The sequence below is a fragment of the Pseudomonas sp. NFX98 genome (assembly GCF_047784845.1).
In the GTDB taxonomy this organism is placed as follows: Bacteria; Pseudomonadota; Gammaproteobacteria; order Pseudomonadales; family Pseudomonadaceae; genus Aquipseudomonas.
This window is the reverse complement of the sequence record NZ_JBLNNF010000013.1, coordinates 38,846-59,891: the sequence shown is the minus strand read 5'-3', so window position 1 is coordinate 59,891 and position 21,046 is coordinate 38,846. Positions and strand designations below refer to the sequence as shown.

The 21,046-nt window shown below is 60.2% G+C and carries 13 protein-coding genes; 7 read left to right on the top strand and 6 right to left on the bottom strand.

The genetic code is table 11. The features are described 5' to 3' along the window. Nucleotides 1-213: 213 nt before the first annotated feature. Nucleotides 214-3,702, bottom strand: coding sequence for a chromosome segregation protein SMC (gene smc, locus ACM110_RS18215; protein ID WP_416128857.1), 3,489 nt, complete (start codon nt 3,700-3,702; stop codon nt 214-216). Nucleotides 3,703-3,704: 2 nt separating this feature from the next. Continuing rightward, on the bottom strand, nt 3,705-4,364 hold the full coding sequence (locus ACM110_RS18210; protein WP_416128856.1) for a GntR family transcriptional regulator: 660 nt from the start codon (nt 4,362-4,364) through the stop codon (nt 3,705-3,707). A 264-nt stretch (nt 4,365-4,628) separates the two neighbouring features. On the opposite strand from ACM110_RS18210, the gene xdhA reads away from it, so the two are divergent. The 4 genes from xdhA (at nt 4,629) to guaD (ending at nt 10,771) form a co-directional block, all read left to right on the top strand. Then, nucleotides 4,629-6,083, top strand: a complete 1,455-nt coding sequence (gene xdhA, locus ACM110_RS18205) for a xanthine dehydrogenase small subunit (protein WP_416128855.1) — start codon at nt 4,629-4,631, stop codon at nt 6,081-6,083. After that, the gene (gene xdhB, locus ACM110_RS18200) at nt 6,076-8,475 is read left to right on the top strand and encodes a xanthine dehydrogenase molybdopterin binding subunit (RefSeq protein ID WP_416128854.1); all 2,400 of its coding nucleotides are present in this window, start codon (nt 6,076-6,078) and stop codon (nt 8,473-8,475) included. Before xdhA ends, xdhB begins: the two co-directional genes overlap by 8 nt. Nucleotides 8,476-8,615: 140 nt before the next feature. Further along, nucleotides 8,616-9,458: a xanthine dehydrogenase accessory protein XdhC gene (gene xdhC / locus ACM110_RS18195; protein ID WP_416128853.1), complete on the top strand. Its 843-nt coding sequence runs from the start codon at nt 8,616-8,618 to the stop codon at nt 9,456-9,458. Between the two features lie 8 nt (nt 9,459-9,466). Further along, entirely contained in the window at nt 9,467-10,771 is a 1,305-nt protein-coding gene (gene guaD, locus ACM110_RS18190; protein ID WP_416128852.1) for a guanine deaminase, read from the top strand. Between the two features lie 152 nt (nt 10,772-10,923). On the opposite strand, the gene ACM110_RS18185 is transcribed toward guaD, so the two are convergent. Further along, the gene (locus tag ACM110_RS18185; protein ID WP_150701060.1) at nt 10,924-11,688 is read right to left on the bottom strand and encodes a GntR family transcriptional regulator; all 765 of its coding nucleotides are present in this window, start codon (nt 11,686-11,688) and stop codon (nt 10,924-10,926) included. 226 nt (nt 11,689-11,914) lie between these two features. Here ACM110_RS18185 and ACM110_RS18180 point away from each other — a divergent pair, with 226 nt between their 5' ends. Beyond that, nucleotides 11,915-13,105, top strand: coding sequence for a benzoate/H(+) symporter BenE family transporter (locus tag ACM110_RS18180; protein WP_416128851.1), 1,191 nt, complete (start codon nt 11,915-11,917; stop codon nt 13,103-13,105). Nucleotides 13,106-13,238: 133 nt separating this feature from the next. Here the strand turns inward: ACM110_RS18180 and ACM110_RS18175 are convergent, their stop codons facing one another. Then, nucleotides 13,239-13,583 carry a YggL family protein gene (locus ACM110_RS18175; RefSeq protein WP_007971486.1) on the bottom strand — a complete coding sequence of 115 codons (345 nt, stop codon included), beginning with the start codon at nt 13,581-13,583 and terminating at the stop codon, nt 13,239-13,241. A 232-nt stretch (nt 13,584-13,815) separates the two neighbouring features. Here ACM110_RS18175 and dacB point away from each other — a divergent pair, with 232 nt between their 5' ends. Beyond that, a complete protein-coding gene (gene dacB / locus ACM110_RS18170; protein WP_416128850.1) occupies nt 13,816-15,276 on the top strand; it encodes a D-alanyl-D-alanine carboxypeptidase/D-alanyl-D-alanine-endopeptidase in 1,461 nt (486 codons plus the stop codon). 73 nt (nt 15,277-15,349) lie between these two features. Here the strand turns inward: dacB and ACM110_RS18165 are convergent, their stop codons facing one another. After that, nucleotides 15,350-17,749, bottom strand: a complete 2,400-nt coding sequence (locus ACM110_RS18165; RefSeq protein ID WP_416128849.1) for a diguanylate cyclase — start codon at nt 17,747-17,749, stop codon at nt 15,350-15,352. A 143-nt stretch (nt 17,750-17,892) separates the two neighbouring features. Continuing rightward, nucleotides 17,893-20,163 carry a bifunctional 23S rRNA (guanine(2069)-N(7))-methyltransferase RlmK/23S rRNA (guanine(2445)-N(2))-methyltransferase RlmL gene (rlmKL, locus tag ACM110_RS18160; protein ID WP_416128848.1) on the bottom strand — a complete coding sequence of 757 codons (2,271 nt, stop codon included), beginning with the start codon at nt 20,161-20,163 and terminating at the stop codon, nt 17,893-17,895. A 530-nt stretch (nt 20,164-20,693) separates the two neighbouring features. Here rlmKL and rmf point away from each other — a divergent pair. Next, complete coding sequence (gene rmf / locus ACM110_RS18155) at nt 20,694-20,909, top strand: ribosome modulation factor (RefSeq protein ID WP_003223300.1); 216 nt, start codon at nt 20,694-20,696, stop codon at nt 20,907-20,909. Nucleotides 20,910-21,046 lie beyond the last annotated feature (137 nt).

Here is a 21,046-nt window from a genome sequence, read left to right as displayed (position 1 = left end):
CAACCTGCAAACCGCTTTAAAACGTGGCGCCAACTCTATGTTCTGACAGGCGTTTTGCCCACGTATACGAAAAATTGACATTAAACTAGCACGACCAAAGGCAACTTTACACCGTCTACCGCCCCGGCTTACGCGAATATGTCGATTGGCCAGCAAGTCGAAGCAAGTAAAAAAGTCCTACAGACTATAAATACCTCTCCTACAAATGCCGACTCAGGCATCTACCATCGCCATCGCCTCCTCGACATCCACTGCCACCAGACGCGAACAACCGGGTTCGTGCATCGTCACCCCCATCAGTTGATCGGCCATTTCCATGGCGATCTTGTTGTGGGTGATGTAGATGAACTGCACCGTCTGCGACATCTCTTTGACCAGTCGTGCGTAGCGTCCAACGTTAGCGTCATCCAGTGGTGCGTCAACTTCATCGAGCATGCAGAACGGCGCCGGGTTCAACTTGAAGATCGCAAAAACCAGTGCCAATGCGGTCAGGGCTTTTTCGCCACCGGAGAGCAAATGGATGGTGCTGTTCTTCTTTCCTGGCGGCTGCGCCATGATCGTCACCCCTGTATCGAGTAGATCTTCGCCCGTCAGTTCCAAATAGGCGCGGCCTCCACCGAAAACTTTTGGGAAAAGCGCCTGTAAACCGCCATTGATCTGATCAAAGGTATCTTTGAAACGGTTACGGGTTTCCTTGTCGATCTTGCGAATCACGTTTTCCAGCGTCTCCAGTGCTTCCACCAGATCGTCGTTTTGCGCATCCAGATAACGTTTACGCTCGGATTGTTGCTGGTATTCGTCGATGGCCGCGAGGTTGATCGCGCCGAGGCGCGCAATCCGTGCGGCAATGCGCTCAAGTTCTTCCTCGGCGGCTTTTTCGCTGGCCTCGGCGGTCAGCGTGGCGAGCACGCCGTGCAGATCGTAGCCGTCTTCCAGCAGCTGATCCTGCAAGGCCTTGCGGCGCACGGTCAGGGCCTGCCATTCCATTCGCTGCTGCTCGAGCTGACCGCGGATCAGCTGCGATTGCTGCTCAGCCTGGTTGCGGCGTTTCTCGGCATCGCGCAGTTCACGGTCGGCGTCTTCCAGAGCGATTTGCGCGGTCTTGAGTTCTTCGTCGACGGTCATGCGTTTGTCGAGAAGCTCTTCAAGTTTCAGGCGCAGTTCTTCCAGCGGCGCCTCGCCCTCTTCCAGATTGAGACTCAACTGCTCGCGTTTTTCGGTCAGGCGTTCGGACTGCATTTCCAGACGCTCCAGCGCCTGACGCGTCGAATCGTGCTGCGCCTTGAGCGAGCCCAAACGCACTGCCAGTTGATGGGCGTGATCCTTGTGCTGCCGCGCCTCCTGACGCACCCGATCCAGGCGCTCGCGCAGACTGTCGCGCTGGGCCAGCAGCAACTCACGTTGCTCGGTGTCCAGCGCCATGCTGTCGAGGGCTTCCTGCAATTGCAGGCGCGCTTCGCCGATATTTTCGTGTTCCAGCGCGCGCTGTTCGTCCAGCTCGGTGAGCTCTTCGTCGAGACGGGTGCGGCGCAAGGTCAATTGCTCGGCCTTGGCTTTGCCGGCCGACAACTGGGCTTTCAATTCACCTTGCTGGCGCGCTTCGTCTTGCAGCAAACGACGCAAATGCTCGCGACCGTTTTCCTGCTGACGCTGTTGCGCGCGCAGGTTTTGCAATTGGCTTTCCAGGGTTTCGACGGCGGCTTCACGCTCTTCGCGCTCAAGGCTCAGCTGCTGGATTTCCTGACCCCGGGCCAGCACGCCGCTTTCCGCTTCACTGGCGCGTCGCACCCGCAGGAAATGCCGGCCGACCCAGTAACCGTCGCGACTGATCAGGCTCTGACCGACGGCCAGTTGACCGCGCAGGGCCAATGCCTGCTCGAGGCTTTCCACCGGTTTGACCTGGCCCAGCCACGGCGACAGATCGATCTTCGCCTCGACCTTGTCGAGCAGGCTGCCAGGCACTCGCACGCCATCGCCAGCGGGGCTCAGCAAACGCAAATCGCCCTGGGCAAACCCGGCCAGATCGAAATCGTTGAAGTCATCCACCAGCACCGCTTGCAGATCGGCGCCGAGCACGGTTTCCACCGCCAGCTCCCAGCCGGCCTCAACCTTCAGGCCTTCGGCCAGACGCGGGCGATTCGCCAGGTTTTGTTCGCGCAACCATTCTGCGGTGCCGGTGCCGGGATCGAGCGCGGCTTGTTGCAGGGCTTCCAGCGAGGCCAGACGCCCATTGAGTCGCTGCAAATCGCCTTGAGCCTGTTGCTGCGCCGTCAGCGTCTGCTGCAATTGCTGGCGCAGTTGCTCAAGCTTTTCGACCTGAGCCTCTTCACTGGTCTGCAAATCTTCAAGGGTCGCCTCGGATTCAGCGAGCTGCTCGCTGAGCTCCATGATCGCCGCGTCTTCCGGGTCCGCCGAAAGCAAAGTCCGTTCTTCGCCGAGACGCTTCTGACGATCGGCCAGACGCTCCATGCTGGTTTCAAGTTGCTGGATCCGCGACTGCTGCACTTCGGCCTGACGACGCGGCTCGGCGGCGGTGAGGTTGAACGTGTCCCACTGCTCCTGCCAGCCGTGCATGGTGGTTTCTGATTCTTCCAGCGCGGCGGCCGCTTCTTCAGCGGCGGCGCTGGTGACTTCCTGCTCGGGCGTGAGCATGTCCAGCTCTTCGCCGAGGGTCAGCAGCAACGTGCGGTCGTGGCCCAGGTGCGACTCGGTTTCCAGGCGCGCACGCTCGGCTTCTTTCAAATCGTCCTGCAACTGACGCAAGCGCTGCTGGCCGTGCTGGATGCTCTGCTCGACCCGGGCGATGTCGCCGCCGACCGAATAGAAGCGCCCCTGCACCAGATTGAAGCGCTCGGACAGGTCATGGTGCCCGTCGCGCAAGCGTTCGATGCTGGCATCGGCGTTGCGCTGCTCGGCCACCAAGGCTTCGAAACTGATTTCCTGGGTGCCGATGATCGCTTCGCGCTGGCCGACCTGATCGTTCAGGTCTTGCCAGCGCAGGGCCGACAACTGGGCCTTGAGCTGACGCTCCTCGCCTTTGTATTCCTGATACTTCTTCGCGGCCTCGGCCTGGCGGTGCAAGCGTTCGAGTTGACGCTCAAGCTCTTCGCGCAGGTCGGTCAGGCGTTCGAGGTTTTCGTGGGTGCGGCGGATACGGTTTTCGGTCTCGCGCCGACGCTCCTTGTACTTGGAGATGCCCGCCGCTTCTTCGATGAAGTTACGCAGGTCTTCCGGTTTGGACTCGATCAGTTTGGAGATCATCCCCTGCTCGATGATCGAGTAACTGCGCGGGCCGAGACCGGTACCGAGGAAGATGTCGGTGATGTCACGGCGACGGCATTTGGTGCCGTTGAGGTAATAAGTGGTCTGGCTGTCGCGGGTGACTTTGCGGCGAATGGAAATTTCCGCATAAGCGGCAAATTCACCGAGCAAGGTGCCGTCGGAGTTATCGAAGACCAGCTCGATGCTCGCCTGGCTCACCGGTTTGCGGCTGGTCGAACCGTTGAAGATGACGTCGGTCATCGACTCGCCGCGCAGGTTCTTGGCCGAGCTCTCGCCCATCACCCAACGCACGGCATCGATGATGTTCGACTTGCCGCAACCATTGGGCCCGACCACCGCCGCCATATTGCTGGGGAAGTTCACCGTGGTCGGATCGACGAAGGACTTGAACCCCGCCAGTTTGATGCACTTGAGCCGCAAGATCAGGCGTCCGTCAGGGCGGAGATCACCAGATCGCAGCTGCGCTGGCCATAGGCGGTCAGCACTTCGCGAATCTGTGGAAAGTCACGGGCAATCACGGCGGCGAGCAGGCGTTCGAACAGTTCGAGGTACTCGCTCATCGAAGCCTTGCGCTGATCCAGTGCAAGGAAATAGGCACGGCTCATGGCCGGCTGCAGATTCTCGACGGTTTCCTGCAAATACGGGTTGTTGGCGAACCCATACGTGGCGCGCATCACGCTGAAACTGTCGTCGACGAAGGTATGGATGTCCTGGCGCTCGTAGCTGGCCGTCAGGCGCTGCTGAATCTGCACGAACGGCGCCAGGTCGGCCTGGACTTTCCAGCCAGTGGCCACGGCGTTGGCGAGCAGGATGTACATCTCGCTCATCAGCGTGCACAGGCTCTGTACCTTGTGCGGGGTGAGTTCCGTCACATGGGCGCCACGTCGCGGCAGAATCGCAATCAGGTGGCGACGCTCAAGGATCAGCAAGGCCTCGCGGACCGAACCGCGGCTGACGTCGAGCGCCTGCGTGACCTTCTGTTCCTGGATGCGCTCCCCGGGCTTCATTTCGCCGCGAATGATGCGTTCGGCGAGGTGATGAGCGATTTGCTCGGCGAGGCTGTCCGGCGCCTTGAACGTCATGGTTGTCCTTCAAACTCTTCGATCTGCACAAGCGGCGCAGTGTAGCGCAATTGATACGTCATGGCGCAGAGCCCTACCGGGGGTTTTGGCACGATTCAAGCAAAAAGCAGGCAAGCCCGCGAGGGTCAATAATGAAGAAACAGGTTGTTAGTCGACAAAATGCATTTTCCTGACCTTTAAGTCAGAAAATCATTGACCGAAAAGTCAGACCTGCTAAATTCGGTCACATCGGTTAACAACAATAATGAGTCTGCGAGGCCTTCCGTGATCCAGTTTTTACTAAACCAGGAACTCCGTAGCGAGCACGCCCTGGACCCGAACCTGACCGTGCTCAATTATCTGCGCGACCATGTGGGCAAACCCGGCACCAAAGAAGGCTGCGCCAGCGGTGACTGTGGCGCGTGTACCGTGGTGGTCGGCGAGTTGCAGACGGATGACTCGGGCCGCGAACATATTCGCTATCGCAGCCTCAACTCGTGCCTGACGTTCGTTTCGTCACTGCACGGCAAACAGCTCATCAGCGTTGAAGACCTCAAACACAAAGGCGAACTGCACAGCGTGCAGAAAGCCATGGTCGAATGCCACGGTTCGCAGTGCGGCTTTTGCACTCCCGGTTTCGTGATGTCGCTGTTTGCCCTGCAAAAGAACAGCGATGCACCGGATCATGCCAAGGCTCACGAAGCGCTGGCCGGCAACCTCTGCCGTTGCACCGGCTACCGGCCGATCCTGGAAGCCGCCGAGCAGTCCTGCCGCGGCAAAAAACCGGATCAGTTCGATGCCCGTGAAGCCGAAACCATTGCGCGCCTGAAAGCCATCGCGCCTACCGACATCGGGGAACTGAACAGCGGTGACAAGCGTTGCCTGGTGCCGCTGACCGTGGCCGATCTGGCTGATCTCTACGACGCTTATCCCCAGGCGCGCCTGCTGGCCGGCGGTACGGACCTGGCGCTGGAAGTCACGCAGTTCCACCGCACCCTGCCGGTGATGATCTACGTCGGCAACGTCGCCGAGATGAAGCGCATTGAACGCTTCGACGATCGACTGGAAATCGGCGCCGCGACCGCCCTCTCCGACTGCTACGAGGCCTTGAACGCCGAGTACCCGGACTTCGGTGAATTGCTGCACCGCTTCGCCTCCTTGCAGATCCGCAACCAGGGCACCCTGGGCGGCAACATCGGTAACGCCTCGCCAATCGGTGACTCGCCTCCGCTGCTGATCGCCCTCGGCGCGCAAATCGTCCTGTGCAAGGGTGAAACCCGCCGCACCATGGCGCTGGAAGACTACTTCATCGATTACCGCGTGACCGCGCGTCAGGAAAGCGAGTTCATCGAGAAGATCATCGTGCCGCGTGCCAGCGCCGAGCAGTTGTTCCGCGCCTACAAAGTTTCCAAGCGTCTGGACGATGACATTTCTGCGGTGTGCGCAGCCTTCAACATCCGCCTCGACAACGGCGTGATCGCCGATGCCCGCGTGGCCTTCGGCGGCATGGCGGCCATTCCGAAACGTGCCAACAGTTGCGAAACCGCGCTGATCGGTGCGTCGTTCAACAACGCCACGATTGAACGCGCCTGCGCCGCTTTGGCCGAAGACTTCACACCGCTCTCGGACTTCCGCGCCAGCAAGGAATATCGACTGCTCAGCGCGCAAAACCTGCTGCGCAAATACTTCATCGAACTGCAAACACCGCACATCGAGACTCGGGTGACCGCTTATGTCTAATCATCACGCCGTAGAGAAGACCCAGGCCGAACTGGCTGAACTGTTCGCCAAGGACCTGACCACCGGTGTCGGCCGCAGCGTCAAGCACGACAGCGCCGCCAAGCATGTGTCCGGCGAAGCGCAGTACATCGACGACCGCCTGGAGTTTCCGAACCAACTGCACGTTTATGCGCGCCTGTCGGACCGCGCCCACGCGAAAATCATCAGCATCGACACCTCGCCCTGCTACGCCTTCGAAGGCGTGCGCATCGCCATCACCCACGAAGACGTACCGGGCCTGAAAGACATCGGTCCGCTGCTGCCTGGCGATCCGTTGCTGGCCATCGACACCGTGGAATTCGTCGGCCAACCGGTGATCGCCGTCGCGGCGAAAGACCTGGAAACCGCACGCAAGGCTGCCATGGCCGCGATCATCGAATACGAAGATCTGGAGCCGGTGCTGGACGTGGTCGAAGCCCTGCGCAAGCGCCACTTCGTACTCGACAGTCATACCCATCAACGTGGCGATTCGGCCACGGCGCTGGCGACTGCCGAACATCGTATCCAGGGCACGCTGCACATCGGCGGCCAGGAGCACTTCTACCTGGAAACGCAAATCTCTTCGGTGATGCCGACCGAAGACGGCGGAATGATCGTCTACTGCTCCACGCAGAACCCCACCGAAGTGCAGAAGTTGGTGGCGGAAGTGCTGGACGTGTCGATGAACAAGATCGTCGTCGACATGCGCCGCATGGGCGGTGGTTTCGGTGGCAAGGAAACCCAGGCGGCGAGCCCGGCCTGTTTGTGCGCGGTGATCGCGCACCTCACCGGCCAGCCGACCAAGATGCGCCTGCCGCGCGTCGAAGACATGCTGATGACCGGCAAGCGTCACCCGTTCTACGTCGAGTACGACGTGGGCTTTGACAGCACCGGTCGTCTGCACGGCATCAACCTGGAATTGGCCGGCAACTGCGGTTGCTCGCCGGACCTGTCGGCCTCGATTGTCGACCGCGCGATGTTCCACTCCGACAACTCGTACTACCTGGGCGACGCGACCATCAACGGTCACCGTTGCAAGACCAACACCGCGTCGAACACCGCCTACCGTGGTTTCGGCGGCCCGCAAGGCATGGTCGCCATCGAAGAAGTGATGGACGCCATCTCGCGCCATCTGGCCCTTGATCCGCTGTCCGTGCGCAAGGCCAACTACTACGGCAAGACCGAGCGCAACGTCACCCACTACTACCAGACCGTCGAGCACAACATGCTCGAAGAGATGACCGCCGAACTGGAAGAAAGCAGCCAGTACGCCGAGCGCCGCGAAGCGATCCGTCGCTACAACGCCAACAGCCCGATCCTGAAAAAAGGCCTGGCGCTGACCCCGGTAAAATTCGGCATTTCCTTCACCGCAAGCTTCCTCAATCAGGCCGGTGCACTGGTGCACGTTTACACCGACGGCAGCATCCACCTGAACCATGGCGGCACCGAAATGGGCCAGGGCCTGAACACCAAGGTCGCGCAGGTCGTGGCCGAAGTGTTCCAGGTGGAAATGGACCGCGTGCAGATCACCGCGACCAACACTGACAAGGTGCCAAACACCTCGCCAACCGCAGCGTCCAGCGGTGCCGACTTGAACGGCAAGGCTGCGCAGAACGCGGCAGAAATCATCAAAAAACGCCTCGTCGAATTTGCTGCGCGTCAGTACAAAGTCACCGAAGAAGACGTCGAATTCCACAACGGCCACGTACGGGTTCGCGATCACATCCTGACCTTTGAAGCGTTGATCCAGCAGGCGTATTTCGCCCAGGTGTCGCTGTCGAGCACCGGCTTCTACAAGACCCCGAAAATCTACTACGACCGCAGCCAGGCGCGCGGTCGTCCGTTCTACTACTTCGCCTTTGGCGCGGCGTGCTGCGAAGTGCTGGTCGACACCCTGACCGGCGAATACAAGATGCTGCGCACCGACATCCTCCACGACGTCGGCGCCTCGCTGAACCCGGCCATCGACATTGGCCAGGTCGAGGGCGGTTTCATCCAGGGCATGGGTTGGCTGACCATGGAAGAACTGGTGTGGAACAACAAAGGCAAGCTGATGACCAACGGCCCGGCCAGCTACAAAATCCCGGCCGTGGCCGACATGCCGCTGGATCTGCGGGTGAAGCTGGTGGAAAACCGCAAGAACCCGGAAGACACGGTGTTCCATTCCAAGGCCGTGGGCGAACCGCCGTTCATGCTCGGCATCGCCGCGTGGTGCGCGATCAAGGACGCCGTGGCGAGCCTCGGTGATTACAAGCATCAACCGAAAATCGACGCACCGGCGACGCCGGAGCGGGTGTTGTGGGGTTGCGAGCAGATGCGCCAGTTGAAGGTGGCGAAAGCGGCCGAAGCTGAAGTCGAGTTGGCTCCGCTCTAGGACCGAGGTGCGGCCATCGCTGGCAAGCCAGCTCCCACAGTGTTTTGTGGTGTTCACAGAGTTTGGATCAACTCAAATCCTGTGGGAGCTGGCTTGCCAGCGATGAGGCCCGAACTGACAACAGAGATGTTGAGGTGTTTATGTACAACTGGATCGACGCCCTCGCCGACCTGCAAAACCAGGGTGAGCCCTGCGTGTTGGTGACTATCATCGAAGAGCTCGGCTCGACGCCGCGCAATGCCGGTTCGAAGATGGTCATCAGCGCGAACCAGACTTTCGACACCATCGGTGGCGGACACCTGGAATACAAAGCCATGCAGATCGCCCGCGACATGCTCGCCAGCGGTAAGCAGGACACGCATCTGGAGCGCTTCAGCCTCGGCGCCAGCCTCGGCCAGTGCTGCGGCGGCGCGACCGTTTTGCTGTTTGAACCCATGGGCCAGGTGCAAGCGCAGATCGCCGTGTTCGGTGCCGGCCACGTCGGCCGCGCGCTGGTGCCATTGCTCGCTGGCCTGCCCTGCCGGGTGCGCTGGATCGACTCGCGGGAAGAAGAGTTTCCCGAGCAGATCCCCCACGGCGTACGCAAGATCGTTTCCGAAGAGCCTGTGGATGAAATCGACGATCTGCCGGTCGGCAGCTATTGCATCGTGATGACCCACAACCACCAACTCGACCTCGAACTCACCGCCGCGATCCTCAAGCGCAACGACTTCGCCTACTTCGGCCTGATCGGCTCGAAGACCAAACGGGTGAAGTTCGAACATCGCCTGCGCGACCGTGGTTTCGACAGCGGCGTCGTGCAACGCATGCGCTGCCCGATGGGCATCGGCGAAGTCAAAGGCAAGTTGCCTGTGGAAATCGCCATCTCCATCGCCGGCGAAATCATCGCCACCTATAACGCGAATTTCGGCCAGCAAACTTCCAGCGCCGGATCGATTGCCAAACTGCTGCCTGCCTCACGCCGCAGCCAAGCCTCTAACTGAGAATTCTCATGCCTCTGACTCGCAAAGCCTACCGCGCCGCCATCCTGCACAGCATCGCCGACCCTGCCGAAGTGGGCATCGAAGCCTCGTACGAGTATTTCGAAGACGGTTTGCTGGTGGTCGATAACGGCAAAATCAGCGCCCTTGGCCACGCCAGCGAATTGCTGCCGACCCTGCCCGCAGACATTGAAATCACCCATTATCAGGACGCGCTGATCACCCCCGGCTTCATCGACACCCACATCCACCTGCCGCAAACCGGCATGGTCGGTGCCTACGGCGAGCAGCTGCTGGACTGGCTCAACACCTACACCTTCCCGTGCGAAAGCCAGTTCGCCGACAAGACCCACGCTGACGAAGTCGCAGACATTTTCATCAAGGAACTGCTGCGCAACGGCACCACCACCGCGCTGGTGTTCGGCAGCGTGCATCCGCAATCGGTGAACTCGTTCTTCGAAGCCGCCGAGCAGCTCGACCTGCGCATGATCGCCGGCAAAGTGATGATGGACCGCAACGCCCCCGACTACCTGACCGACACCGCTGAATCCAGCTACCTCGAAAGCAAGGCGCTGATCGAGCGCTGGCACGGCAAGGGCCGCCTGCACTATGCGGTGACCCCACGCTTCGCGCCGACCAGTACCCCGGAACAGCTGACTCTCGCCGGCCAGTTGCTGACCGAATACCCGGATCTGTACATGCAGACCCACATCAGCGAAAACCTCAAGGAAATCGAGTGGGTCAAGGAGCTGTTCCCGGAGCGCAAGGGCTACCTGGACGTCTATGACCACTACCAGTTGCTCGGCGAGCGTTCGGTGTTCGCCCACGGCGTGCATTTGTGCGATGACGAGTGCGCGCGCCTGGCGGAAACCGGTTCGGCCATCTCGTTCTGCCCGACCTCGAACTTCTTCCTCGGCAGCGGCCTGTTCAACCTGCCAATGGCCGAGAAGCACAAACTGAATGTCGGCATCGGCACCGACGTCGGTGGCGGCACCAGTTTCTCGCTGCTGCAAACCCTCAACGAAGCCTACAAGGTCATGCAGCTGCAAGGTGCGCGTTTGAGTCCGTTCAAGTCGCTGTACCTGGCGACCCTCGGCGGCGCTCGCGCACTGCGTCTTGAGGACAAGATCGGCAACCTGCAACCGGGCACCGATGCCGACTTCCTGGTGCTGGACTACAACGCCACACCACTGCTGAGCTATCGCCTGAAACAGGCCAACAACATCGCCGAGTCGTTGTTTGTGTTGATGACGCTGGGGGATGACCGGACTGTGCAGCAGACGTATGCGGCGGGGAATCTGGTGCATCAGCGCTGAGTTTTCTTCGGGCATAAAAAATCCCCCGCACTTTTCAGTCCGGAGGATTTTTATTGCCTGTCAGAAAGATCAAAAGATCGCAGCCTGCGGCAGCTCCTACATGGAGCGCATTCCTCTGTAGGAGCTGTCGAGTGAAACGAGGCTGCGATCTTTCAGAGCTTGGCCGGCGAGCGCCCTGGCTTTTTGGTCTGCAACAAATGCGAGAACACCGCATGCAGATCATCCGACGCACTTTCCTCATCGAGGTTGAGTTTGCTGTCGATGTGATCCATGTGATGCATCATCAGGTTCACCGCCAGTTCACCGTCGCGTTTTTCGATGGCGTCGATCAACTGGGTGTGCTCGTCGTAGGAGCAGTGGGAACGGTTGCCGCTTTCGTACTGGGCGATGATCAGCGACGTCTGGGATACGAGGCTGCGCTGGAAGCTGATCAGCGGCGCGTTTTTCGCCGCTTCGGCCAGTTTCAGGTGGAATTCGCCCGACAGACGGATGCCGGCGCCGCGATCGCCACGGGAGAAGCTGTCGCGTTCGTCGTTGACCATCTGGCGCAATTCGGCGATCTGCTCGGCGGTCGCGTGTTGCACGGCCAGTTCGGTGATCGCGCGCTCCACCAGACGGCGGGCCATGAACACCTGACGGGCTTCCTCCACGCTCGGGCTGGCGACCACGGCGCCGCGATTCGGACGCAGCAACACCACGCCTTCATGGGCCAGGCGCGACAAGGCGCGGCGAATGATGGTGCGGCTGACCCCGAAAATTTCCCCCAGCGCTTCTTCGCTCAACTTGGTGCCGGGCGCCAGACGCTGTTCGAGGATGGCCTCGAAGATATGCGCGTAGACAATATCGTCCTGGGTACCGCTACGGCCGGCTTTGCCTGCTCGCGGTTGTTTCTTTAGGGGCTGCAACTGTTCGTTCATGGGCACTCGAGTCGGGAGAACTGCGGCGAATTGACCGTGACTGTAATACGGCACAGTGGGTCGCTGGCAAGTATCGCGTAAAAAACACTGCGATTGTACACAATGGTTAGTGGCAACACGACTGTATGGCTGTTTGTCGCTTCTGCTGTATAGCAACGTTCGGTTACTTTTGAGTTTAGGCTTGAACCCTGGTTTTACCTTCGAAAAGTACAGGAACAGCGCTGTCATGAACGACGCCACGCAAACCCGCCTGCGCCCATGGGCCGACACTTCACCTTCGGCCATCGTCGCCGGGTTCATCGCGATGATGACCGGCTACACCAGCTCCCTGGTCCTGATGTTCCAGGCCGGACAAGCGGCGGGCCTGACCAGCGGGCAGATTTCCTCGTGGATCTGGGCGATTTCCATCGGCATGGCGATTTGCTCGATCGGCCTGTCGCTGCGCTATCGCACGCCGATCACCATTGCCTGGTCGACTCCGGGCGCGGCGCTGCTGATCACCAGCCTGGGCGGTGTCAGTTACGGCGAAGCCATCGGCGCCTATATTACCTGCGCGGTGCTGGTGACTATTTGTGGCCTGACCGGCAGCTTCGAACGGCTGGTGAAAAAAATTCCAGCATCCTTGGCGGCGGCCTTGCTGGCGGGGATTCTGTTCAAGATCGGCAGCGAAATTTTCGTCGCTGCCCAGCACCGCACCGCGCTGGTGCTGGGCATGTTCTTCACTTACCTGGTGATCAAGCGCCTGTCACCGCGCTACGCGGTATTGGGCGCGTTGTTGATCGGCACGGCGCTGTCGGGGCTCATGGGGTTACTGGACTTCAGCGGTTTCCATCTGGAAGTGGCGACGCCGGTCTGGACCACGCCGCATTTCTCCCTGGCGGCGACGATCAGCATCGGCATCCCGCTGTTCGTGGTGGCGATGACTTCGCAAAACATGCCGGGCATCGCCGTATTGCGCGCCGATGGCTACAGCGTGCCGGCCTCGCCGCTGATCACCACCACCGGCATCGCCTCGTTGCTGCTGGCGCCGTTCGGCTCCCACGGAATCAACCTGGCCGCCATTAGCGCGGCAATCTGCACCGGGCCGCATGCCCATGAAGATCGCAGCAAACGCTACACGGCGGCGGTGTGGTGCGGGATTTTCTACGGGATCGCCGGAGTGTTCGGCGCGACATTGGCGGCGCTGTTTGCCGCGTTGCCCAAGGAGCTGGTGCTGTCGATTGCCGCACTGGCGCTGTTCGGCTCGATCATCAATGGCCTGAGCATTGCCATGAGTGAAGTGAAGGAACGTGAAGCGGCGCTGATCACCTTCATGGTCACGGCATCGGGGCTGACGCTGTTTTCCATCGGATCGGCGTTCTGGGGAATTGTGGCAGGGGTGGTGACTTTGCTGATTTTGAACTGGCGTAAAAGCTGAAAGATCGCAGCCTCGTTGCACTCGACAGCTCCTACAGAGTTCGCATTCCTTTGTAGGAGCTGTCGAGTGCAACGAGGCTGCGATCCTTTGATCAAAAAAAACGGCGACTCAAAGGTCGCCGTTCTTCAGAACATCAAGCTACCGGATTGATCGGCTTTTCCGGGTACCAGACGTCCAGCAGCGGGCTGACTTCAACGCTGGTCAGCTCGGTGCGGCCTTTGAGCCAGGCTTCAACGGCGGCGCGTTGTTCAGCGCTGACCGAGCCACGCTTCTGCAGGCAAACCAGACCGTAGTCGTCGCCGCCAACATAACCCAGACCGTTGGCTTCCATGGCTTCTTTAAGGAACGCATCGAGGAAAGCATCAATGGCTTCATCAGCCAAATCTTCTTTGAAATCCAGGTTCAGCTCGAAACCCAGCTCTTGAAATTCATCGACGCACAGTTTTTTGCGCAGACGCTGGGAACGGTTAGTCGCCATTGGAACAATCCTCTTAAGTAATAACGGCCGGCACTTTAGCAGTTTAAGCCGCCAATTGCCCGTCTCTGAACGGCCGCAGCCTACCGCCGGTAAAAAAATAGCGGATTAGAAGGCCAAGGCACGGCACAAGCCAGGACACCTTGGGGCATAATGCCGACACTTTCATGACCGCGGAGGGCTTTCATGTTCATGCCCTCGTCTTTTCCCCCTCGGCTGTAGGGTTTTATTTCACATGATCAAATCGTTGCGTCCATTGCTGCTCGCCAGCCTTCTTTTGCCGCTGGCCCTCCCCGCTTCCGCTGAATCGATCAACACCGCTCTGTCGCCCAACGTTGAAAAAGCCCTCAAGGCCAGCAAGTTGCAAGACAACGCCCTGTCGCTGGTGATGATTCCGCTCACCGGCCCCGGCACTGCGACCATTTTCAACGCCGATGTGTCGGTCAACCCGGCGTCGACCATGAAACTGGTCACCACCTATGCGGCACTGGAAATGCTCGGCCCGAATCACCAGTGGAAAACCGAGTTCTACACCGACGGCACCCTCAGCGGCGGCATCCTCAACGGCAACCTCTACCTCAAGGGTGGCGGTGATCCGAAGCTGAACATGGAAAAACTCTGGCTGCTGATGCGCGATCTGCGCGCCAACGGCGTGACCCAGGTCACCGGCGACCTGGTGCTGGACAAGAACTTCTTCGTGCAACCGCAACTGCCCGAGTTCAACGACGACGGCAACGACGAGAACAAGCCGTTCCTGGTCAAACCCGATGCGCTGCTGGTCAACCTCAAGGCCCTGCGATTCGTTGCACGTAACGATTCGGGCAAGGTGCTGGTCTCCGTTGAGCCTCCGATCGCCAGCATCCGCATCGACAATCAGGTCAAGGCCCTCAACTCCAAGCAATGCACCGGCGGCGTGCGCTACAACCCGGTGCCTCAGGCCGATGGCAGCGTGACCGTGACGGTCGGCGGTCAGCTGGGTGAAGGCTGCAGCTCGCAGACTTACCTGTCACTGCTCGACCACGCGACCTACACCGCTGGCGCCGTGCGCGCGATCTGGAAAGAGTTGGGTGGCAGCATTCAGGGCAAGGATGTGCTGGCGCCGACGCCGAAAGATGCCAAGGTGCTGGCGCGGGCATTCTCGCCGGACCTCGCGGAAATCATCCGCGACATCAACAAGTACAGTAACAACACCATGGCCCAGCAGCTGTTCCTGAGCCTGGGGCAGAAATTCCGCACCGACGCCGATGGCGATGACGCCAAGGCTGCCCAGCGCGTAGTGCGCCAGTGGCTGGCGAAGAAAGGCATCACCGCGCCGCACCTGGTGATGGAGAACGGCTCCGGCCTGTCCCGCGCCGAACGCGTCAGCGCCCGGGAAATGGCTTCGATGCTGCAAGCCGCGTGGCACAGCCCTTACGCTGCCGAGTACATCAGCTCGATGCCGATTGCCGGCACCGACGGCACCATGCGCAAACGCCTGAAGACCACCGCGATGCGCGGTGAAGCCCACGTCAAGACCGGCACCCTGAACACCGTGCGCGCCATCGCCGGTTTCAGCCGCGACGTCAACGGCAATACCTGGGCGGTGGTGGCGATCCTCAACGACAAGGCCCCGTTCGGTGCATCGTCGGTTCTGGATCAGGTGCTGCTGGACCTGTATCGCCAGCCGAAATTGCCGCAGACGGCATCCGTGTTGTAAGCCCCAAAAGTCAAAAGATCGCAGCCTTCGGCAGCTCCTACAGGTTTACACAGCCCTGTAGGAGCTGCCGTTTTTAATTCGTCTCGCCCTGCACCCGATCCCTGCCTTCCTGCTTCGCCGCATACACCCCCGAGTCCGCTCTCAGCAGCAGCGCATCCGCGCCCTCGCCGACCCGCCAACTGGCAATCCCGAAACTCGCGGTGACGACACCGACCTCATCGATCGGTGAGCTGCGCAAGCCTTGCCACAACTCCAGCGCCAGCACATAAGCCTGTTCGCCGTCGATGTCCGGGCACAACACCATGAATTCCTCACCGCCAAGGCGACAGAACACGTCCGTGCGCCGCAACCGATGGCCGATGCGCTCGCACACCACTTGCAGCACCCGATCGCCGACGGCGTGGCCGTGCTGATCATTGATGCGCTTGAAATGGTCGATGTCGAGCATGATCACTGACAGTTCACCGCCGCCACGCTCCACCCGGGCCATCTCGGTGGTCAGGCGCTCCTGGAAATAGCGGCGGTTATGGATGCCGGTCAGCGAATCGGTGACCGACAGCGCACGCAGTTCTTCTTCCACCCGCTTCATGTCGGTAATGTCCGAAATGTAGCCATGCCACAGCACACCACCGCCCGGCAGTTCTTCCGGCGTCGCCTCGCCACGGACCCAGCGCAGGCCACGTTGCGGCAACTGCACGCGGTACTCTTCGCGCCAATGGCCGAGGGTATCCGCCGAATCACGGATCGAAGCGCGTACGCGCGTGGTGTCCTGGGGATGAATCCGCGTGAAGATCGCCTCGGCGTTGAGCAGAAGCACGTCGGGTTCGAGTTCGTAGATCTCGCGAATGCCGTCGCTGGCATAGATGACGCTGAAGCGCCCGTCGAATTCCATCTTGAATTGATAGATGCCGCCGGGCACATGGGCACTGAGTTTCTTCAACAACAGATCCCGCGCGGCCAAGGCTTCATGCACGCGTTTGCGCTCGGTGATGTCGATGCACACCGCCAGATGCCCGACCCACAGGCCTTGCTCGTCGAGTACCGGCGTGGCCAGCATGTTGACGCTCAAATGGCTGCCATCGCCCCGCACCAGCGTCCACTCCCGCGCCTCATGACCGCCACCCACGCTACCTTCGACCAACATCGCGTGACAGGTCGGGACCGGTTTGCCGAAACGCGCGCTCAACTCGACGGAACGCGCGGCAAGCTCCCGGGGCAGGTGCAGATTCTCCAGGGTCATGTGCCCCACTACTTCGGCGTTGGTATATCCGAGCATCTGCTCGGCGCCGGCATTGAAGGTGCTGATCACCCCTCGCAGATCCGTGGCGATGATCGCCACTTGGGTCGCGGCATTCAGCACGCCGCGCAACTGGCCGTGGGTGCCGCGCAATTCCAGTTCGCGGGCGCGCAGTTCTTCGGTCCGTTGCTCCACCATTTTCAACGCCCGTTGCCGCTGACTGACCAGCACGTAGAGCAAGGCACTGAGCAGCACACTGAGCAAACCGCCGAGCACCACCAATGTGGTTACCGAGGAATGGTTGGCCTGCAGGAAAGCTTCGCTGGGCTGGATGTCGACTTGATACTCGTGATCCGCGAGGCGCAACAGCCGGGTCGCGGACAATTCGCTGACGGCTGGCGGATTCGGCGATTCAAACAGGACTTCATGCTGGTCATCGATGGACAGGTCGAGGATACGCACCGAGAGATAATCCCGGCCCGCCTCCGGCAGACCGTCAGCCAGCAGCTGACGCATGCTGATCACGGCCATGACGTAGCCGAACGGTTTGCTCGTCGACGCGTCCGGTTGATTGCGCAGCATCACCGGCGCGACCAGCAGCACACCACGCGCATACGCCGGTTCAATGCTGACCAGGTGCATCGGTTGCGAGACCGCCATGCGACCATGCTGGTCGGCCCGTTCCAGGGTCGCGCGCCGCAACGGTTGCGCCAGCAAATCGTAGCCCAGCGGCGAGCCGAGTTTGCTTTGCGTCTGGCTGTACAGCACCACCACGTACTCATCCCGTTCTGCGGCCAATTGCAGCTGGCCGTCAGCGTTGAGTTCGCGCAGGGTAAAGTCACTCAAGCCCTCATCCCGCGCGCGGCGCTCGAAGGCTGCGCGTTCGTCGCGACTCACCCGTTCGGCAAACGAATACGCCTGGGTGCGATGCAAAAGAGGTTGGGTGTAACCGTTGAATTCCTCTCGGGAAACCGAATCGGAATTGGCAAAGAACCGGCGCAGGCCATCGAGGCGCTGCTCCTGATCTTCGAAACGTTCTTCGATACGGCTGTAACGTTCACTGGCCAGCAGTTGGAAACGTTGCCGCAATTGATGGTGAAACAGATTGAGCGTCGACCACGCCAGCAATCCCGTGAGAATCCCGCCGACGAGCAAAACCAGGAGCGCGACCAGCCAGGCCGAGACATCTTCGCTGATAAAACCCAGGATCTTTGGGCGCACGGCGTGCAACGACATAAAACCCAACTCAAAACGCCAGGTGCGGGAAAGCCCTTTGGCCCTGAGTTGAGTTATAGCTATTAGCCACTAATTTGACCAGCCCTGAAAGAATCCCAGAGCCTTTGAAAATCAAGGCTCTGTGGATCCAAGGAGGTCAGGTGTCAACGAGCCGTGATTTTCCAGGCGCGGTGGATCTTGGGATTACGCGCAAAATCCGGATCGATGGTCTGTGCGCTGATCTCTTCGACCGCATAACGCTCGCTGAGATTTGGCTCCAGATCGAACTTGCGGAAGTTGTTGGAGAAGTACAAAACCCCACCCGCTGCCAGGCGTGCCATGGCCAGGTCGATCAATTGCACCTGATCCCGCTGCACGTCGAACACCCCTTCCATGCGCTTGGAGTTGGAGAAGGTCGGCGGGTCGATGAAGATCAGGTCGTATTCGTCGCGGCTGGCTTCGAGCCAGGCCATCACGTCGCCCTGTTCCAGACGGTTCTTGTCGGAGAAACCGTTCAGCGACAGATTGCGCCGCGCCCAGTCCAGATAAGTTTTCGACAAGTCGACGCTGGTGGTGCTGCGCGCGCCGCCCTTGGCCGCGTGCACACTGGCGGTGGCGGTGTAGCAGAACAGGTTGAGAAAGCGCTTGCCGGCCGCCTCTTTCTGAATCCGCATGCGCATTGGCCGGTGGTCGAGGAACAGACCGGTGTCGAGGTAGTCGGTGAGGTTCACCAGCAGCTTGATCCCGCCTTCATTGACCTCAACGAACTTGCCCTGCGCAGCCTGACGCTCGTACTGCTTGGTGCCGCTCTGACGCTCGCGGCGCTTGACCACCACGCGGCTCTTGTCGATGTTCAACGCCTGCGGGATTGCCGCCAGCGCATCGAACATGCGCGCCGAGGCTTTTTCCGGATCGATGGATTTCGGCGCGGCGTATTCCTGGACGTGTACCCAATCGTGATACAAGTCGATGGCCATGGAGTATTCCGGCATGTCGGCATCGTAGACGCGGTAGCAATCGATGCCTTCACGCTTGACCCACTTGCCCATCGCCTTGAGATTCTTTTGCAGGCGGTTGGCAAACATCTGCCCGCCTTCGCTCAGGCGCGGCTGCTCGATCACCGGGGCCGGTGCGGGAGCCGGTTTGATCGGGTTGCCATTCTTGTTGTACTGGCGTTCTTGCGGTTCGCTCGGCGCCTCATCGTATGCCGCCTGCTCACGCTCGGCCTGACGCTGTTCCGGGGTACGACGTTCGCCAGTGACGAATTGATCCGGCAGCACCTTGATCAGCAGCAGCTTGCACGGCAGCGCGCCGTTCCAGAACGAATACTGTTTGTGGCTGCGGATGCCCATGCGCTTGCCCAGGTCCGGCGCGCCGGTGAACACCGCCGCTTCCCAGTTCAGGCAGGCCTGACGCAGACGCTCGCCGAGGTTCTGGTAGAGATAGAGCAGGCTCGCCTCGTCACCCAGACGCTCGCCGTACGGAGGGTTGCAGATCACCAGGCCTTTCTGGTTCTGGTCCGGACGCGGCTCGAACGTCGCGACTTCGCCCTGATAGATCTTGATCCACTCGCTCAGGCCGGCACGCTCGACGTTGTTGCGGCCCGGTTGAATCAGGCGCGGATCGGCTTCGTAACCGCGAATCCACAGCGGCGGCTTGGCCAGACCGGCAGCGGCACGCTCGGACGCTTCTTCGTGAAGCTTTTTCCACAGTGCCGGGACGTGACCAAGCCAGGCGGTGAAGCCCCACTGCTCACGACGCAGGTTCGGCGCCATATCGGCGGCGATCATCGCTGCTTCGACGAGGAACGTACCGACACCGCACATTGGGTCAGCCAGTGCGCCGCCTTCGGCTGCAATGCGCGGCCAGCCGGAACGGATCAGGATGGCGGCCGCAAGGTTTTCCTTCAGCGGCGCCGCACCTTGCTGCAGGCGATAGCCGCGCTGGTGCAGGCTGTGGCCGGACAGGTCAAGGGAGAGAATTGCTTCGCCACGGTCCAGACGCAGGTGAATGCGCAGGTCCGGGTTGAGCTTGTCGATAGACGGACGGTCACCCTGCGGGGTACGCAGTTTGTCGACGATGGCATCCTTGACCTTCAAGGCGCCGAAGTGGGTGTTGTCGATGCCGGAGCCGTGACCGCTGAATTCAACGGCCAGGGTGCCGTCGTTGAGCATGTGGTCTTGCCACTCGATGTCGAGTACGCCGTGATAGAGGTCTTCAGCGTCTTTCATCGGGAAACGCTTGAGCACCAGCAGTACCCGGTTGGCCAGACGCGACCACAGGCACAGGCGATAAGCGGTTTCCATGGTGGCCATGCCGCGCACGGCTGAGGTGTGCTCACGTGCTTCCTCAAGGCCAAGCCCGACGGCTTCCTCGATGAGCAGGCCTTCAAGGCCTTTTGGGCAAGTGAGGAAGAGTTCGAAACGGTCGGACATGAGGATTTCAGAGCCTTTGGCTGAGTGGACCGGCAACGCATTGCCGGCCCGGTTTTCAATCAGGCGCTTTTCTCGAAGAGCGCCCGCGTGGCACGAAGGTGTGCCGTTCCACCCCTGCTGCCCGGGTTAAGTGAGCTTAGATGCAAGGACAGATAAAAAAGTTGATGCAACAAAATGACATAAGTCGACCCTTCGTCGAATAGTCCTTCCCGGTAACGGGAGGCATTCTCGCCAAAGGATTAAGCCGATCATCCAACGCAGGGCCGATCATACCGGGGTTTGCCTAAAAAATACGCAGCGAACATCCAGTTACTTATGGCCTTAGCACATGAACAGTTACTTCTTTATGACAAAACGATCATTCCCTCGATGTGACGCATTGGTTAGAACTCAACACAGGTTGGCGCCGCAATGACGCCAACACCTTGGCTCGTCACGCCGGCAACGAGCCCCCAACGGCAGAGTTTTTCTGCCTGACCTCGATTGAGGTCGACGCGATAAATACAGTCAACAAGTGAGGGCAACACCCTATGAGAAGACTTAAGCGTGATCCGTTGGAAAGAGCATTTTTGCGCGGATATCAATATGGCGTTGGTGGCAAATCCCGTGAGCTTTGCCCATTTACTCTACCGTCGGTACGTCAAGCCTGGATTAACGGCTGGCGAGAAGGACGCGGCGACAACTGGGACGGTATGACCGGCACTGCGGGAATCCACAGACTCAACGAACTTCACGCCGTCGGCTAACACAGGGCACAACACTCCGACACGACAATCTGATTTGTACTGAATTAACCACGCACGTCCCATCCGGACGGCGGGCTCCGGCCCAGGGGCTCCTATAAAGGAGCCCTTTTTTATGTCTGCAAAAAACACTATTACCC

Coding starts and splice junctions, on each gene's coding strand:
- ACM110_RS18210 (WP_416128856.1), bottom strand. CDS start 4,364: ATGACGTTCAAGGCGCCGGACAGCCTCGCCGAGCAAATCGCTCATCAC.
- xdhB (WP_416128854.1), top strand. CDS start 6,076: ATGTCTAATCATCACGCCGTAGAGAAGACCCAGGCCGAACTGGCTGAA.
- xdhC (WP_416128853.1), top strand. CDS start 8,616: ATGTACAACTGGATCGACGCCCTCGCCGACCTGCAAAACCAGGGTGAG.
- guaD (WP_416128852.1), top strand. CDS start 9,467: ATGCCTCTGACTCGCAAAGCCTACCGCGCCGCCATCCTGCACAGCATC.
- ACM110_RS18185 (WP_150701060.1), bottom strand. CDS start 11,688: ATGAACGAACAGTTGCAGCCCCTAAAGAAACAACCGCGAGCAGGCAAA.
- ACM110_RS18180 (WP_416128851.1), top strand. CDS start 11,915: ATGAACGACGCCACGCAAACCCGCCTGCGCCCATGGGCCGACACTTCA.
- ACM110_RS18175 (WP_007971486.1), bottom strand. CDS start 13,583: ATGGCGACTAACCGTTCCCAGCGTCTGCGCAAAAAACTGTGCGTCGAT.
- dacB (WP_416128850.1), top strand. CDS start 13,816: ATGATCAAATCGTTGCGTCCATTGCTGCTCGCCAGCCTTCTTTTGCCG.
- ACM110_RS18165 (WP_416128849.1), bottom strand. CDS start 17,749: ATGTCGTTGCACGCCGTGCGCCCAAAGATCCTGGGTTTTATCAGCGAA.
- rlmKL (WP_416128848.1), bottom strand. CDS start 20,163: ATGTCCGACCGTTTCGAACTCTTCCTCACTTGCCCAAAAGGCCTTGAA.
- rmf (WP_003223300.1), top strand. CDS start 20,694: ATGAGAAGACTTAAGCGTGATCCGTTGGAAAGAGCATTTTTGCGCGGA.